The organism is Microbacterium testaceum, from assembly GCF_001476285.1.
In the GTDB taxonomy this organism is placed as follows: Bacteria; Actinomycetota; Actinomycetes; order Actinomycetales; family Microbacteriaceae; genus Microbacterium; species Microbacterium testaceum_B.
Genome location: NZ_LDRU01000064.1, coordinates 16,773 through 33,054 on the forward strand (window position 1 = coordinate 16,773; position 16,282 = coordinate 33,054).

The 16,282-nt window shown below is 70.9% G+C and carries 13 protein-coding genes; 12 read left to right on the forward strand and 1 reads right to left on the reverse strand.

Features of this window, described 5'->3' with window-relative positions; all coding sequences use genetic code 11:
* The first annotated feature begins 5 nt into the window (after positions 1-5).
* Positions 6-995 (forward strand): DnaJ C-terminal domain-containing protein, encoded by a 990-nt coding sequence (locus NS283_RS11530; protein WP_058597010.1) that lies wholly within the window; start codon positions 6-8, stop codon positions 993-995.
* A gap of 78 nt (positions 996-1,073) precedes the next feature.
* Positions 1,074-1,511 carry a heat shock protein transcriptional repressor HspR gene (locus NS283_RS11535; RefSeq protein WP_058597011.1) on the forward strand — a complete coding sequence of 146 codons (438 nt, stop codon included), beginning with the start codon at positions 1,074-1,076 and terminating at the stop codon, positions 1,509-1,511.
* A gap of 22 nt (positions 1,512-1,533) precedes the next feature.
* Here NS283_RS11535 and NS283_RS11540 read toward each other — a convergent pair whose 3' ends face one another.
* Complete coding sequence (locus tag NS283_RS11540) at positions 1,534-2,127, reverse strand: hypothetical protein (protein WP_058597012.1); 594 nt, start codon at positions 2,125-2,127, stop codon at positions 1,534-1,536.
* A 61-nt stretch (positions 2,128-2,188) separates the two neighbouring features.
* Here NS283_RS11540 and NS283_RS11545 point away from each other — a divergent pair, with 61 nt between their 5' ends.
* From NS283_RS11545 to NS283_RS11590, 10 genes are all read left to right on the forward strand, one after another.
* Positions 2,189-2,854, forward strand: a complete 666-nt coding sequence (locus tag NS283_RS11545; protein ID WP_058597013.1) for an IclR family transcriptional regulator — start codon at positions 2,189-2,191, stop codon at positions 2,852-2,854.
* Positions 2,851-4,506, forward strand: coding sequence for a urocanate hydratase (gene hutU / locus NS283_RS11550; protein ID WP_058597014.1), 1,656 nt, complete (start codon positions 2,851-2,853; stop codon positions 4,504-4,506). The genes NS283_RS11545 and hutU overlap by 4 nt, the downstream gene beginning before the upstream one ends.
* The gene (locus NS283_RS11555) at positions 4,503-5,705 is read left to right on the forward strand and encodes an allantoate amidohydrolase (RefSeq protein ID WP_058597015.1); all 1,203 of its coding nucleotides are present in this window, start codon (positions 4,503-4,505) and stop codon (positions 5,703-5,705) included. The genes hutU and NS283_RS11555 overlap by 4 nt, the downstream gene beginning before the upstream one ends.
* Positions 5,702-7,018, forward strand: coding sequence for a formimidoylglutamate deiminase (locus NS283_RS11560; protein ID WP_058597016.1), 1,317 nt, complete (start codon positions 5,702-5,704; stop codon positions 7,016-7,018). Before NS283_RS11555 ends, NS283_RS11560 begins: the two co-directional genes overlap by 4 nt.
* 29 nt (positions 7,019-7,047) lie before the next feature.
* A complete protein-coding gene (gene hutI / locus NS283_RS11565; RefSeq protein WP_058597023.1) occupies positions 7,048-8,190 on the forward strand; it encodes an imidazolonepropionase in 1,143 nt (380 codons plus the stop codon).
* A 274-nt stretch (positions 8,191-8,464) separates the two neighbouring features.
* A complete protein-coding gene (locus tag NS283_RS11570) occupies positions 8,465-10,192 on the forward strand; it encodes an ABC transporter ATP-binding protein (protein ID WP_058597024.1) in 1,728 nt (575 codons plus the stop codon).
* The gene (locus tag NS283_RS11575) at positions 10,189-12,219 is read left to right on the forward strand and encodes an ABC transporter ATP-binding protein (protein ID WP_058597017.1); all 2,031 of its coding nucleotides are present in this window, start codon (positions 10,189-10,191) and stop codon (positions 12,217-12,219) included. The genes NS283_RS11570 and NS283_RS11575 overlap by 4 nt, the downstream gene beginning before the upstream one ends.
* A 193-nt stretch (positions 12,220-12,412) precedes the next feature.
* Positions 12,413-13,657: a glycosyltransferase gene (locus NS283_RS11580; RefSeq protein ID WP_058597018.1), complete on the forward strand. Its 1,245-nt coding sequence runs from the start codon at positions 12,413-12,415 to the stop codon at positions 13,655-13,657.
* A 4-nt stretch (positions 13,658-13,661) separates the two neighbouring features.
* Positions 13,662-14,993 (forward strand): glycosyltransferase, encoded by a 1,332-nt coding sequence (locus NS283_RS11585; protein ID WP_058597019.1) that lies wholly within the window; start codon positions 13,662-13,664, stop codon positions 14,991-14,993.
* Between the two features lie 239 nt (positions 14,994-15,232).
* The gene (locus tag NS283_RS11590) at positions 15,233-16,222 is read left to right on the forward strand and encodes a GlxA family transcriptional regulator (protein WP_058597020.1); all 990 of its coding nucleotides are present in this window, start codon (positions 15,233-15,235) and stop codon (positions 16,220-16,222) included.
* Positions 16,223-16,282 lie beyond the last annotated feature (60 nt).

The following is a 16,282-nucleotide window of genomic DNA, read 5'->3' on the forward strand; positions in this document are numbered from 1 at the left end:
GACACATGGCGAGTCAGGACTGGTTCGACAAGGACTTCTACAAGGTCCTCGGTGTCGACAAGGGCGTGAGCGCGGCCGATCTGAAAAAGACCTACCGCAAGCTGGCGCGCCAGTACCACCCCGACTCGAACCCGGGCGACGCGAAAGCGGAGGCCAAGTTCAAGGAGATCAGCGAGGCCTACTCGGTGCTCAACGATCCCGAGCAGCGCGAGGAGTACGACCAGATCCGGGCCATGGGCTCGGGGGCGCGCTTCTCGGCTCCGGGGACGGGTGCCGGCGGCGGTTTCGATGACGTGTTCAGCCGTTTCGGTCAGCAGCGCGGGGGAACCACGGGCGGTCCCGCCGGCTTCGAGGACTTCTTCTCGATGTTCGATCAGGGCGGAGGGGGCTTCGGTTCCGGACGCTTCGGTCAGACGACGGGCGGATACCGCGGCTTCGGCGGCCCCCAGCGCGGGGCCGACGTCACGGCGCGCACGACGATCGACTTCGTCACTGCGGCCAAGGGCGAGACCATCACGCTGCAGGGCGAGGACAACAAGCCCTTCAAAGTGAAGATCCCGGCCGGCGTCTCGGACGGGCAGAAGATCCGCCTGCGTGGTCGTGGTCGTCCTTCCCCGGACGGCGGCGAGAGCGGCGACATCGTCGTGACCGTCGCGGTGCGTCCGCACCCGGTGTTCACCCGTGACGGCCTCAACCTGCGGCTGACGGTCCCCGTGACCTTCACCGAGGCGGCTCTCGGCGCGACCATCGAGGTCCCCACCCTCGGCGGCGACCCGGTGCGGCTGCGTGTCGCCCCGGGCACTCCGTCGGGGCGCGTGCTGCGCGTCAAGGGGCGTGGCATCCAGACCTCCAAGGGCACCGGCGACCTGCTCGCCGAAGTCCAGGTCGCGGTCCCCGCGCACCTCGATGACGCCGCCCGCGAGGCCCTCGAGCGTTTCCACGAGCTCGAACCGAAAGAGAATCCCCGCGCCGACCTGATGGCCAAGGCGCGATAACACGACCACGCCGGGGCTCGGCATCCGGGATCACGGATGCCGGGACCCCGGCGAACGGCACGAGCGAGAGGAGAAGACGTGGCCGACCGAGAGATCGATGAGGATTCCCCCATCTTCGCCATCGCCGTCGCCGCCGAGCTGTCGAACATGCACCCGCAGACCCTGCGGCAGTACGACAGGCTCGGCCTTGTCGTCCCCGCGCGCACCCAGGGTGGGTCGCGCCGGTACTCGAGCCGGCACGTGCAGCAGCTGCGCGAGGTCGCGCGCCTGTCGAGCGAGGGCATGAGTCTCCCCGCGATCGCGCGCCTGTTGACACTCGAGCAGCAGGTGCACGACCTGTCGCGCCGCGTGAGCGAGCTCGAGCGTCAGCTCATCGCCGAGCGCGAGTCCCGCCCGGGCGCGCGCGTGTTCGCGGCGGGGGCGACCGGGTCGGTCGTGACCCTGCGCCACGGTGCGCGCGTGCGTCGCGCGACCGACATCGTGCTGTGGCGTCCGCGCGACGCGCACGGCGACTGACGCTCCCGCAGGCGCCGCCGGCTCACGCCGGATCGAGTCGCAGAACGGTCGGTGACTCGCCCAGTTTCAGGTCGTCGACGATGCGCACCGTCCGGGCGATGTCGTCCACGGCGCCGATGACCGTGCCGAAACGCTCGCGGTCGGAGCAGACCGCGGTGACCGTCACGAAGTGCGAGCCCGTGTCCCACGTGTAGGTCGCGAACGGCGGCGTCTTCGGGTCGCTCGGCAGGGGCATCGCGAGCTTCTCGCCGACGCCGAGGAAGGGGTTCCGGAACGACTCGGTGTCGTCGTACTCCATCGGCATCATCGCGCGCGCCGTGCGCAGCTGCGGCGTCGCCTCCTGCAGCTGCGCCATCACGACGAGCAGCTCGGGGTCGCTCTTCCACACCCACACGAGCACGCGTCCGGCCGCGCGCCGCATGAGCAGCGGAGCGGCCTGGCTGAGGATCCACGCGAAAGCTCCGCCCCCGGGCCGGGGCGTCGAGCCCGCGGAGGTGTTCGCCTGGTTCAGCAGCATGCCGATGGCGGCCTTGCGGTGGCGGCGGCCGCGGAATCCGAGGGAGCCCGTCACGGGCACCCAGCGGTCGGCGGGAGCGTCGGCCTGCAGTCGGGACATGGGTCCAGCCTAGAACCCTCCACGCTTGCCATTCGATGGAAAGTGCGTTTCACTAGACGACATGGCTGATGCCTCCACACGCACCGTCGACCGGGCGCTGACGCTGCTCGCGACCGTCTGCGACGACGGCCCCCTGACTCTCGCGGACGCCGCTCGGGCGGTCGGTCTCTCGGCGAGTACCGCGCTGCGCCTGCTCCGCACGCTCGAAGCGCAGGAGTTCGTCCGGCGCGTCGACGACGGTCGTTACGCGGCCGGTGTGCGCATGATCCAGCTGGGCGCGCGGGCGCTGTCGAACGACGCCCTCGTGTCGCTCGCCGAGCCCGCCCTCTCGCGGGTCGTCGCCGAGACAGGCGAGTCGAGTTACCTCGCGGTGCGCGGTCCCGGCGACACCGCGCTCTACATCGCGATCATCGAGGGCACGCACTCGATCCGCCACTCCAGCTGGGTCGGTCGCACCATTCCGCGCGAGGGTTCCGCGGCCGGGGCCGTGCTCGGCGGTGAGGTCGCGCGGGATGAATACGTCGTCGTCACCCAGGGTGTGGAAGACGACGTCACCGCCATTGCCGCCCCCATCGTCGTGGGAGGGCGGGTCGTGGCATCCCTGTCCGTCGTCGTCCCCAGCTATCGCACCACCGAAGCCAAGACCGCCGAGATCGGGCGCATCCTCGTCCGCGAGAGCGGCACGATCGGAGCGTCGTCAGACGTCGAAGGAGAGAGAACACCATGACCGGAAACCGCGAGATCCGCGCCCCGCGAGGGACGTCGCTGACGGCCAAGAGCTGGCAGACCGAGGCCCCGCTGCGGATGCTCATGAACAACCTCGACCCCGAGGTCGCCGAACGTCCCGAAGACCTCATCGTCTACGGCGGCACCGGGAAGGCCGCCCGCAACTGGGCGAGCTACGACGCGATCGTCGCCACCCTCGCCGACCTCGACGACGACGAGACGCTGCTGGTGCAGTCGGGCAAGCCCGTGGGGGTGTTCCGCACGAACGTGTGGGCACCGCGCGTCCTTCTGGCCAACTCGAACCTCGTCGGCGACTGGGCCACCTGGCCCGAGTTCCGCCGCCTCGAGGCCGAGGGGCTCATGATGTACGGCCAGATGACGGCCGGGTCGTGGATCTACATCGGCACGCAGGGCATCCTCCAGGGCACCTACGAGACCTTCGCGGCCGTTGCCCGCAAGCGCTTCGGAGGCACCCTCGCGGGAACCCTGACCGTCACCGGCGGCTGCGGTGGCATGGGCGGCGCCCAGCCTCTGTCGGTCACGCTCAACGGCGGTGTCGTGCTCATCGTCGACGTCGATGAGACGCGCCTTCGCCGTCGCCAGGGCAAGCGCTACCTCGACGAGGTCACCACCGACCTCGATGACGCCCTCGAGCGTGTGCTCGCCGCGAAGGCCGAGGGCCGCGCCCTCTCGGTCGGTCTCGTGGGCAACAGCGCCGAGGTGCTGCCGGAACTGCTGCGCCGCGAGGTGCCGGTCGACATCGTGACCGACCAGACCTCCGCCCACGATCCCCTCGCCTACCTCCCCGCGGGCATCGCGTTCGAGGACTGGCGCACCGAGTCGGCCCGCGACCCCGAGGGCTTCACCGCCCGCTCGCGCGCTTCGATGGCCCGCCACGTCGAGGCGATGGTCGAGTTCCAGAAGCGCGGGGCCGAGGTGTTCGACTACGGCAACTCGATCCGCGACGAGGCGCGTCAGGGCGGCTACGCCGACGCGTTCGCCTTCCCCGGCTTCGTGCCGGCGTACATCCGGCCGCTGTTCTGCGAGGGTCTCGGCCCGTTCCGCTGGGTCGCGCTGTCGGGCGACCCGGCCGACATCGCCGTCACCGACCAGGCGATCCTCGAGCTCTTCCCCGAGAACGAGGGGCTGAAGCGCTGGATCACGGCGGCGCAGGAGCACGTCGAGTTCGAGGGGCTACCCGCCCGCATCTGCTGGCTCGGCTACGGCGACCGCGCCAAGGCCGCCGTCCGGTTCAACGAGCTCGTCGCCGAGGGCAAGATCTCGGCCCCGATCGTCATCGGTCGTGACCACCTCGACTCGGGATCGGTGGCCTCGCCCTACCGCGAGACCGAGGCGATGGCCGACGGATCGGATGCCATCGCCGACTGGCCCCTCCTGAACGCGCTCATCAACACCGCCTCCGGCGCCACCTGGGTGTCGTTGCACCACGGCGGTGGCGTCGGCATCGGTCGTTCCATCCACGCGGGCCAGGTCTCGGTCGCCGACGGCACCCCGCTCGCCGCCGAGAAGCTCCAGCGCCTGCTGACGAACGACCCCGGCATGGGTGTGATCCGCCACGTCGACGCAGGCTACGACCGCGCGATCGAGGTCGCCCGCGAGCGCGGGGTGCGCGTCCCGATGCTCGACTCATGACCCCCGTCACAACCCTCCTCGACGCCATCTCGGGCATCGGCCGCGAGCCCCGCAGCGGCGGCTACGCCCGCCCGGTCTTCTCCACCGCGGAGCGTGACCTCCGCGCGTGGTTCGTCGCCGAGGCCGAGGCGCGTGGACTCGACGTCGAGGTCGACCGCAACGGCATCCTGTGGGCCTGGTGGGGGATGCCGGGACCCGGCGCCGTCGTCACCGGGAGCCACCTCGACTCGGTGCCCGGTGGCGGGGCGTTCGACGGCCCGCTCGGGATCGCGGCGGCGCTCGCCGCGGTCGACGTGCTGCGCTCGCGCCGGGTGACGCCGGCGAAGCCGCTCGCGATCGCGGTCTTCCCCGAGGAGGAGGGCTCGCGGTTCGGCGTCGCGTGCCTCGGTTCGCGCCTGCTGACGGGGGCGTTGTCTCCGGATGCCGCGCGCCGCCTCACCGACCGCGACGGCGACACGCTCGCCGACGTCTTCGCGGCCGGGGGCATCGACCCCGCCGGGATCGGCCCCGACCCCGAGGCGCTCGCGCGCATCGGCGTCTTCGTCGAACTCCACGTCGAGCAGGGGCGCGGCCTCATCGACCTCGACCGCCCGTTCGCCGTCGCGGAGTCGATCCTCGGCCACGGCCGCTTCCGGGTGTCGGTGCGCGGCGAGGGCAACCACGCCGGGACGACCCTCATGGCCGACCGCCGCGATCCGCTCGTCGCCGCCGCCGGAATGGTCGGGCGCATCGCCGAGTTGGCCGGGGCCGTCGACGACGCGCGCGCCACCGTCGGCCGGTTCGAGCCGGTTCCCGGCGGAACGAACGTCATCGCGTCGTCCGTCGACTTCTGGATCGACGCTCGGCATCCCGACGATGCCGTCACCCGTCGTCTCGTCGCCGACATCGACCGCATGTGCGTCGAGCTCGCGGCCGCGCGCGGGTGCGAGGCGGTGCTTGTCGAGGAATCGTGGAGTCCCACGGTCGGCTTCGATCCGTCGCTCGCGCGCCGCCTCGGCTCGGCGCTCGGCGATGCCCCGCACCTGCGTACGGGCGCCGGTCACGACGCGGGGATCCTCTCAAGCGCCGTTCCCACCGGGATGCTGTTCGTCCGCAATCCCTCGGGGATCTCGCATTCGCCCGAAGAGCACGTCGTCGACGCGGACGCCGACGCGTCCGCCACGGCGCTCGCCGACGTCCTCCAGGACCTGTTGTCGTGACGACCTTCTGGGCCCCGCGGGCGTGGATCGGCGATGCCGTGGCATCGGGCGTGCGCATCACGGCATCCGAGGGTCTCATCGACTCCGTCGCGACCGGGACAATTCCGGATGCCGACGACCACCGCCTCGACGGACTCGTGATGCCGGGCGCGGTCAACGCGCACTCGCACGCCTTCCACCGGCTGCTGCGCGGGCGCACGCACGGCGACGGCGGCAGCTTCTGGACGTGGCGTGAGCTGATGTACCGCGAAGCGGGCCGCCTCGACCCCGAGTCGTACGAACGCATCGCGACCGCGGTCTACGCCGAGATGGTCGCCGCCGGCTGGACCTCGGTCGCCGAGTTCCACTACGTGCACCACGCGCCCGACGCCGCGCCCTACGCGCCCGCCCACGCGATGGAGCGCGCGCTCGCGCGCGCGGCCCGGGCCAGTGGCATCCGTCTCACCCTTCTCGACACGTGTTACCTCTCCCGCGGCTTCGGGGAACCTCTCGAACCCGCACAGCGGCGCTTCGGGGATCCGGATGCCGCCGCCTGGCTCGCACGCCTGTCGGCGCTGCGCGCGTCGTTCGCCGACGAGTTCCCCGAGGTCGTTGTCGGTGCGGCCGCGCACTCGGTGCGTGCTGTCCCGGTCGACGCTCTCGAGCGGATCGGCGCCGAGCTCGATCCGGCGATCCCGCTGCACGTGCACCTGTCGGAGCAGCCGGCCGAGAACGAGGCGTGCCTCGAGGCGACCGGTCTCACCCCCACGGCCCTCCTGGCCCGCAGCGGCCTGCTCTCGCCGCGGCTCTCGGCCGTGCACGCCACGCACCTCACCGACGACGACATCGCGGCGCTCGGCGCCGCTCGCGCGACGATCGTGATGTGCCCGACCACCGAGGCCGACCTCGGCGACGGCGTCGGTCCCGCCCGCCGCCTGGCCGACGCGGGGGCGCGCCTCGCGCTCGGAACCGATCAGCACGCCGTCGTCGACCCGCTGCTCGAAGCCCGCGCGCTCGAGCACGGAGAGCGGCTCGCCTCGGGTCGGCGTGGACGATTCGCTCCCACCGAGCTCGTCGCCGCGCTCACCCGCGGGGGCGCGACCGCGGCCGGTCGTGCCCTGGGCGCGATCGCGGTCGGACAGCCGTGCGATCTCCTCGTGATCGACGAGGACAGCGCCCGAACCGCCGGGAGCGACCCCGGGCAGCTCGTGCTGAGCGCGACCGCGCACGACGTGACGCGTGTGATCATCGGGGGACGCGAGCGTGCCGCAGACGGCGTGCACACCGACCTCGGCCCGGTCGGCGACCTGCTGCGAAAGGCGATGACATCGTGAGCACCCTCATCACCCGCATCGGCGAGCTGATGACCGTCGACGACGAGGACCGCGTGCTCCGTGACGCCGCCGTGGTCATCGACGGCGACCGGATCGCGTGGATCGGCTCCGCCTCCGACGCCCCCGCGGCAGACGAGAGGGTGGATGCCGACGGCCGAGCGCTCCTGCCCGGCTGGGTCGACTCGCACACCCACCTCGTCTTCGACGGCGACCGCACGGCGGAGTTCGAGGCCCGCATGGCGGGGCAGAGCTACGCCGCGGGAGGGATCGCGGTGACCCGGGATGCCACCCGCGAGGCGTCGGACGACCGCCTCGCCGGGCTCCTCGCGGCGCGCGTCCGCGCGGCGCGCGCGCAGGGGACCACGTGGATCGAGACGAAGACCGGCTACGGGCTCGACATCGCGAGCGAGGAGCGCAGCGCGCGGATCGCCGCGGCCGGCGTCGACGACGTGACCTTCCTCGGCGCTCACCTGGTGCCCGCCGGGCGCGACGCCGACGACTACGTGCGCGAGGTGTGCGGTCCGATGCTCGACGCCGTGCGTCCGTACGTGTCGTGGGCCGACGTGTTCTGCGAGCGCGGGGCGTTCACCCCCGAGCAGTCGCGCGAGGTGCTGACCGCCGCGCGGGCGGCGGGACTCGGGCTGCGCGTGCACGGCAATCAGCTCGGCCACGGCGACGGGATCCTGCTCGCGGTCGAGCTGGGGGCGGCGAGCGTCGACCACTGCAATTTCGTCTCGGATGCCGACCTCGACGCGCTCGCGGGAGGGTCGACCGTCGCGACGGTGCTCCCGGCCTGCGACCTGTCGACGCGCGCTCCTCTCGCTCCGGCCCGGCGACTGCTCGACGCCGGGGTCGAGGTCGCGATCGCGTCGAACGGCAATCCGGGCACGTCGTACACGACTTCGATGCCGTTCTGCGTCGCGACCGCCGTGCTGCAGATGGGGCTGAGCGTCGCCGAGGCGGTGCGAGCCGCCACGCGCGGCGGGGCGATCGCGCTGGGTCGTGCCTCCGGCGACGGTGCCGTGGGCTCCATCGCGGTGGGGAACCGCGCCGATCTTCACCTGCTCGACGCACCGTCCGCGACGCACCTCGCCTACCGACCCGGCATGCCGCTGACCGCGGGCGTGTGGAAGGACGGGCGCCGGGTGGCGGCGCCGCTCGTCGCGCGCTGAGGTCTCGCGCGCCAGTGGCGTGGTGCTGGGGTCTGGCGTCTGGCGTCTGGCGTCTGGCGTCTGGCTTTGGCGCGATGGCGCGCCGGTGCCGTGGCCCTGCTCCCTGGCATCCGTGTCCCGAAATGTGCAGATTTGGGCCCCTCGCGTTGCACAAATGGGGACATGCCTTCGCGGGCGACCGGTTTCGCTGACGGGGGAGTGCCGATGTCGGAGGTCCGTGCCAGGCTGAGATGGCGGTCATGGCGACCGTGATCCAGTGATTCCGGAGGGCTCCGTGCTCGCCAAACTCCTCATCCGTTACCTCAGGCCGTACCGCTGGCTGCTGCTCGCGCTGCTGATCTTCCAGTTCGCCGCGGCCATGGCATCCCTGTACCTGCCGCGTCTGAATGCCGACATCATCGATCAGGGCGTGGCTCGCGGCGACACGAACTTCATCTGGTCGCGCGGAATGATCATGCTCGTCATCTCCCTCGGGCAGATCACGGCGTCGATCATCGCGACCTACTTCGCCGCCCGCGCCGCGATGGCGGCCGGTCGCGACATCCGCCGAGACGTGTTCGAGAAGGTCAGCGGGTTCAGCGAGCGCGAGCTGTCGCAGTTCGGTGCGGGCTCCCTGATCACGCGCAACACCAACGACGTGCAGCAGGTGCAGATGCTGGCGATGATGGGGGCGACCATGCTGGTCAGCGCCCCGCTTCTCGCCCTCGGCGGCATCTTCATGGCGCTGCAGCAAGACGTGGGCCTGAGCTGGCTGATCGCCGTGGCGGTTCCCGCTCTCCTGGTCGCCGCGGGACTCATCATCGCCCGCATGGTGCCGCTGTTCCGCAGCTACCAGTCCAAGCTCGACGCCGTGAACCGCATCATGCGTGAGCAATTGACGGGCGTCCGTGTCGTGCGCGCCTTCGTGCGCGAACGCATCGAAGAAGAGCGCTTCCGCGCGGCCAACACCGACATCATGGTCGTCGGTCGCAAGGTCGGCTCCCTCTTCGTGCTGCTGTTCCCCCTCGCGATGCTCGTGCTCAACGTCACCGTCGTCGGGGTCATCTGGTTCGGCGGCATCCAGGTCGACAGCGGAGCGGTCGAGATCGGCACGCTGTTCGCCTTCATGCAGTACGTCGCCCAGATCCTCATGGGGGTGCTGATGGCCAGCTTCATGACCGTCATGATCCCGCGCGCCGCCGTTTCGGCCGAGCGCATCGGCGAGGTGCTCGACAGCCACTCCACCCTCGAGCGCCCGACGAACCCGATCACCGCGTTCCCCGAGCCCGGCGCGGTCGAGTTCGACGACGTCGCCTTCGCGTACCCGGGGGCCGAGTCCCCTGTCGTGTCCGGCGTGAGCTTCGCCGCCCGCCCGGGCGAGACGGTCGCGATCGTCGGATCCACCGGTGCGGGCAAGACCACGCTCGTGTCGCTGATCCCGCGTCTGTTCGACGTGACCGCCGGCGCCGTGCGCGTCGGCGGCGTCGACGTGCGCGAGGCCGACCTCGACGGACTGTGGAAGGGGATCGGCCTCGTCCCGCAGCGCCCGTTCCTGTTCAGCGGCACGGTCGCCTCCAACCTCCGCTTCGGGCGCGAGGAGGCCACCGACGACGAGCTCTGGCGTGCGCTCGAGATCGCCCAGGGGCGCGACTTCGTCGAGGCGATGGACGGCGGGCTCGAGGCGCGTATCGCCCAGGGCGGGACGAACGTCTCCGGCGGGCAGCGTCAGCGTCTGGCCATCGCCCGCGCGATCGTGCACCGCCCGTCGGTGCTCGTCTTCGACGACTCCTTCTCGGCGCTCGACCTCAGTACCGATGCACGGCTGAGACAGGCCCTCTGGGACGAGTTGCCCGAGGTGACCAAGATCGTGGTCGCCCAGCGCGTGTCCACCATCACGGGTGCCGACCGCATCGTGGTGCTCGAAGACGGTCGCATGGTCGGTCTCGGCACGCACGAGGAGCTGCTCGAGACGAGCGCGACCTACCGCGAGATCGTCGAGTCGCAGCTGGGGGTGGAAGCATGAGCACCCCCGACGCCTTGACCGAAGAGGAGCGCGCCGAACTCGAACTCGCCGAGCAGGCACGCCTGAACTCGGGCGACTGGGACAGCGTGGCCCCCGGCAAAGCCGCGAACTTCGGGCCGAGCTTCCGCCGACTGATCGGGCTCCTGCGCCCGCACGCCGTCGCCTTCGCCTTCGTGTCGGTGCTCGGTGCGATCGGTGTGGTCCTCGCCGTTCTCGCCCCGCGCGTCCTGGGCGACGCGACGAACATCATCTTCGAGGGTGTGGTCTCGAAGGGCCTGGCGACCCAGTTCCCCGCCGGCACCTCGCAGGCCGATGCCGTCGAGGCTCTCCGCGCGAGCGGTCAGAACGACTTCGCGAACATCGTCGGCGCGATGAACACGTTCCAGGTCGGCGCGGGAGTCGACTTCGACGCCCTCCGCCTGGTGATCGTCGCGGTGCTCGCGATCTACGTCGGGTCGTCGCTGCTGTCGTGGATCCAGGGCTACGTCATCAACGTGATCATGGTGCGGACGATGTGGCGCCTCCGCGAAGACGTCGAGGCCAAGGTCAACCGCCTGCCGCTGTCGTACTTCGACAAGGTGCAACGCGGAGAACTCATCTCCCGCGTGACCAATGACATCGACAACATCACGCAGACGATGCAGCAGTCGCTCTCGAGCGCGCTGACGTCGGTGCTGACCGTCGTGGGCGTGCTCATCATGATGTTCACGATCTCGTGGCAGCTCGCGCTCGTCGCCCTCGTCTCGCTGCCGCTCATGGCGATCATCTTCGGCGTGATCGGGCCGAAGTCGCAGAAGGCCTTCGGTACGCAGTGGAAGAAGGTCGGGCGCCTCAACGCCCGCGTCGAGGAGTCCTTCTCCGGCCACGCGCTCGTCAAGGTCTACGGTCGCGAGAAAGACGCCCGCGAGAAGTTCGAGGTCGAGAACGAAGAGCTCTACCAGGCGAGCTTCAAGGCCCAGTTCCTCTCGGGCATGATCATGCCCGGCATGATGTTCGTCGGGAACCTCACCTATGTCGGTATCGCGGTGCTCGGTGGGCTCATGGTCGCCGGCGGGCAGATCCGCCTCGGAGACGTGCAGGCCTTCATCCAGTACTCGCAGCAGTTCACGCAGCCGCTGTCGCAGCTGGGCGGCATGGCGGCCGTCGTGCAGTCGGGCACCGCCTCGGCCGAACGCGTCTTCGCGCTGCTCGACGCCGACGAGCAGGAGCCCGACGCCGCCGACGCCCCCGAACCGGTCGACGGACGCGGCGTCATCGAGTTCGAGAACGTCGCCTTCGCCTACACCCCCGAGCGCCCTCTCATCAGCGACCTGTCGTTCCGCGTCGAGCCCGGTCAGACGGTCGCGATTGTGGGGCCCACAGGCGCGGGCAAGACCACGCTGGTCAACCTCATCATGCGGTTCTACGAGCTCGACGGCGGGCGGATACTGCTCGATGGTCAGAACATCGCCGATCTCCGCCGCGACGACGTCCGTTCGCGCACGGGGATGGTGCTGCAAGACCCGTGGCTGTTCGCCGGGACGATCCGCGACAACATCCGCTACGGCCGCGAGAGCGCGACCGACGAAGAGATCGTCGAGGCCGCCGTCGCGACGCGCGTCGATCAGTTCGTGCACTCTCTCCCCGAGGGATACGACACAGTCCTCGACGAGGACGCGGCGAACGTCTCCGCCGGCGAGAAGCAGCTCATCACGATCGCCCGGGCCTTCGTCGCGCGTCCCTCGGTGCTGATCCTCGACGAGGCGACCTCGTCGGTCGACACCCGAACCGAGCTGTTGCTGCAGCAGGCGATGGCAGCGCTTCGCGAGGGGCGCACCTCGTTCGTGATCGCGCACCGGCTCTCGACGATCCGCGACGCCGACCTCATCCTCGTCATGGAGCACGGCGACATCGTCGAGCAGGGAACCCACGACGAGCTGATCGCCCAGCACGGCGCGTACTGGCGCCTGTACCAGTCCCAGTTCCAGAACGCGTCCTCGGGCCTCGACGCGGCCGAGGCGGAGGTCGTCCGCGGCGTGGAGTCCTGAGGGGCGCGCCGCGCGGACGGAACACCTGCCGTCCGCGCGGTGCCGTGTCGTCAGGGGCGCTCCGCGACCGCTCGACGAAGCTGTCACACGCGCGACGACGTTCGGGGGGCGCAAAACCCCTCCGGTACAGTGGAGCCGCCCCGCGAACCCGCCCCGCGTGCCCTTACCGCCGCACAGATAGGCCTCACCACCCGTGACCACTCCTGCGACGCCCTCCGACCCGACGCCCGACGGCAGTCCCACCGACACGCCCGCCGACGCACCGGCCGACCGTCCGCTCACCGTCCTCATCGGAGCCGACACCTTCCTTCCCCACGTGAACGGTGCCGCCCGATTCGCGGAGCGCCTCGCCGCGGGGCTCGTCGCCCGCGGTCACGACGTTCACGTGGCGGCTCCGAGCGTGGGCCACAGCCACGCCGGCACCTTCACCGAGGTGATCGAGGGTGAGCCCATGACGATGCACCGTCTGCCGGCGTACCGCTTCCTCCCGCACGACTGGCTCACCTTCGTGCTGCCGTGGCGGGCGAAGCACTACGCGCGCAAGGTGCTCGACCAGGTGAAGCCCGACGTCGTCCACATCCAGTCGCACATCGTCATCGGCCGCGGTCTCACGAGAGAGGCGCGCAAGCGCGGCATCCCGGTCGTCGCCACCAACCACGTGATGGCCGAGAACATCCTCGACTTCACGACGCTCCCCGACTCCCTCGACCGCATCTTCGTCAAGCTCGCCTGGGCCGATGCCGCCCGCACGTTCGCGATGACCCGCGCGGTGACGACCCCGACGCGTCGCGCGGCGGACTTCCTCGAGTCGACGATCGGCATCCAGGGTGTCATCCCGATCTCGTGCGGCATCGACCGGTCGAACTACACGCCCGATCTCGAGCCGCGCGACGCGAACCGCATCCTGTTCGTCGGCCGCCTCACGACCGAGAAGGGGATCGACGTCGTCCTGCGCGCGCTCAAGCTGCTCGACCCCGCCCTCGACGTCACCTTCGACATCGTCGGAGGGGGCGACCAGCGCCGCAACCTCGAGCAGCTCGCCGAGCAGCTCGGCCTCTCGGCGCGCGTGACGTTCCACGGTCACACCTCCGAAGAAGAGCTGCGCGCGCTCTACACCCGGGCGAGTGTCTTCGCGATCGCCTCGATCGCCGAACTGCAGTCGATCGCGACGATGGAGGCCATGGCATCCGGGCTCCCGGTGGTCGCTGCCGACGCCGTCGCCCTCCCGCACCTCGTGCACGACGGCGAGAACGGCTACCTCTTCGAGCCCGGCAACGCCGAAGAGCTGGCGGCGCGCCTGACCGACGTCCTCACCGCTGATCCCGACGAGCGACGACGCATGCAGCAGGCCTCGCTCGACGGCGTCATCGTGCACGACATCGGTCGAACGCTCGACACCTTCGAGGCGCTGTACCGCGGACGGCCGATCCCGGAGTGACCGCGTGCACGTGGTGATGTTCGCCGACCAGCATCTCGAGTCCCTCGGCGGTGCGCAGGTGTCGATGCGGCTGCAGAAGCGCTTCCTCGAGCGCGCGGGGCACGTCGTGACGGTCGTCGCGCCACGGATGCACCGGCCCGCCCCCGACGACGCGGCGTACATCGACCTCCCCTCGATCCCGATCACGCCCGACCGCGAGTACGCGCTCACCTGGCCTGGCGCGCGCACGGATCGGTTCGTGGATGCCGAGCTCGGCGCGCGACTTCCTGTCGACGTCGTGCACGTGCAGGCGGATTTCTGGGGCGCGCTCATCGGGCACCGTTACGCCGCCCGCCACGGCCTTCCGGTCGTGCACACGATGCACAATCGCGTCGACGTCGGGATCGAGGCGACCGCGCCCTTTCCGGCGCTCGTCCTGCGTGTGCTGAACGCGTGGGCGCGGCGGGCGCTGCGCGGCGCGGCGGCGACGCGAGGCAACGCGGCGACCCCGCCGTCCCCGGGCGCGAATCCGCGGGATGCCGCGCGTTCCGCGCGCGTGGCGCCGGCTGCGCCCGCGGCACCCGACGTACGCGCGGGGCACGCCACGCAGGGCGCCGGCCCGGCTGACGGATGGGCGTACCTCCGCCGCTTCGCGCGACTCTCGCGCGGGATCACCGCGCCCTCCGGCCACTTCGCGCGGCGTCTCGAGGAGCACGGTGTCGTGCCCGCCGAGGCCGGCGCCGGCGTGGACGTCATCTGGAACGGGATCGACGACGACATCCTCGACGCCGCCCTCGCGAGCGGCGCCGAGGCACGTCGTCCCGGCCCCCCGCGCTTCGTGTGGCTCGGGCGCATGAGCCCCGAGAAGCGCCTCCTTCCGTTCCTCGAGGCGGTGGCGGCTTCGGGGATCGAGGCCGAGGTCGAGATCATCGGGGGCGGGGCCCAACTCCGCGCGGCGCAGAAGCTCGTCGCGGAGCGGAGGCCCGTGGCATCCGTCGTCTTCTCGGGACGCTTGAGCTACGCCGAGACGCTCGCGCGGCTGGCGGCGGCCGATGCGGTGGTGCAGACCTCGATCGGCTTCGAGACGCAGGGGATGACCGTGTTCGAGGCGGCCTCGCTCGGCACGCCGGCCGTCGTCAGTGACCCCGACATCGCGTCGGAGCTGGGCGCCGGCGTCTGGACGGTTCCGGATGCCACGATCCCCGCGCTCGCGGAGTCGCTGCGCCGCGCGGCCGACGACATCGCGGCGGGCACGCCGGTCGCGGTCGACCCGACGATCGCGGAGCGGTTCCGCCAGTCGTCGCGCACGGCGGCGATGGCCGCGGTGTACGGGCGGGCCGTCTCCGCCGGACGCTGACGACGCTTCTTCTCGCGGGAGGCGGGTTCCCGACGGCGCGCGGCGCGCTCGGGGTCGGTGGGGACGGGGCGGTAGCCGTCGGTGCGGATGAGCCACACCGACGCGACCACGCTGACGAGGGCGAGGGCGCCGAGAGCGATGAGATATGCCATGGCAGAAAAGCTACGCATCGCGATTTTGTGCCGCGAGTGGCATGATGGACGCTGTTCGTTCGATTTCTGCCACTCCGAGAGGTGCGCATGCGTTCCGTCGCCGTCGTGATCCAGCCGGGCTTCGCCCCGTTCGAATTCGGTCTCGCGTGCGAGGCGTTCGGCCTCGATCGCACCGACGACGGGATTCCCAACTTCGACTTCCGCATCGTGGCACCGGATCCCGGCGTCGTGCCCTCGAACATCGGCTTCTCGGTCAACGTCGAGCGCGGTCTCGATGCGGCGGCCGACGCTGACATCGTCGTTCTCTCGCCCATCCCGCGGGAGCAGTGGGCGTCGGTGGATCCGCGTGTGATCGAGGTCGTGCGTGCGGCGCACGCTCGTGGCGCATGGTTGCTGAGCGTCTGCAGTGGGGCGTTCGTGATCGCGGCATCGGGAATTCTCGACGGTCAGCGTGCCACCACGCACTGGCGCTACGCCGATGTCATGGCCCGCATGTACCCCTCGATCGAGGTCGATCCCGATGTGCTCTACGTGCAGTCCGGTCGCGTGATCACGAGCGCGGGAACCGCGGCGGGCCTCGACGCGTGCCTTCACCTGCTGCGTCAGGAACTCGGCGCCGAACTCACCAACCGCATCGCCCGCCGCATGGTGGTCGCGCCGCAGCGCGACGGAGGGCAGGCCCAGTTCATCGCCTCGCCGCTGCCGGTCGCGCCGTCGATGTCGCTCGCGCCGGTGACCGAGTGGATGCTGCAGAACCTGGATGCCGAACTCTCCGTCGATCAGCTCGCCTCTCGCGCGCACATGTCGCCGCGGACCTTCGCCCGCCGTTTCAAGGCCGATCTCGGGGCCACGCCGGCCGCGTGGCTCGCGCGGCAGCGCCTCCTGCACGCCCAGCGCCTCCTTGAAGAGACCGACCTCGGCCTCGACCGCATCGCCGCCGAGTGCGGTTTCGGTTCGGCGGCGGTGCTCCGCCAGAACTTCGCCCGCACGATGGGGCTGACCCCCACCGCGTACCGCGCGCGCTTCTCGTGCGCGGATAAGGTACCCGCCGCGCCACGCGAGGCCGTGCCGGCCTGACGTCGTCAGGGGGCCCGGGCTTCGGCATCCGGGATTCTCCGGTTGCTGCCCCGGGTGCCG

Excerpts from the sequence above, each read along its gene's own strand:
- NS283_RS11530 (WP_058597010.1), top strand. The coding sequence starts at position 6 with ATGGCGAGTCAGGACTGGTTCGACAAGGACTTCTACAAGGTCCTCGGT.
- NS283_RS11540 (WP_058597012.1), bottom strand. The coding sequence starts at position 2,127 with ATGTCCCGACTGCAGGCCGACGCTCCCGCCGACCGCTGGGTGCCCGTG.
- NS283_RS11545 (WP_058597013.1), top strand. The coding sequence starts at position 2,189 with ATGGCTGATGCCTCCACACGCACCGTCGACCGGGCGCTGACGCTGCTC.
- hutU (WP_058597014.1), top strand. The coding sequence starts at position 2,851 with ATGACCGGAAACCGCGAGATCCGCGCCCCGCGAGGGACGTCGCTGACG.
- NS283_RS11555 (WP_058597015.1), top strand. The coding sequence starts at position 4,503 with ATGACCCCCGTCACAACCCTCCTCGACGCCATCTCGGGCATCGGCCGC.
- hutI (WP_058597023.1), top strand. The coding sequence starts at position 7,048 with ATGACCGTCGACGACGAGGACCGCGTGCTCCGTGACGCCGCCGTGGTC.
- NS283_RS11575 (WP_058597017.1), top strand. The coding sequence starts at position 10,189 with ATGAGCACCCCCGACGCCTTGACCGAAGAGGAGCGCGCCGAACTCGAA.
- NS283_RS11590 (WP_058597020.1), top strand. The coding sequence starts at position 15,233 with ATGCGTTCCGTCGCCGTCGTGATCCAGCCGGGCTTCGCCCCGTTCGAA.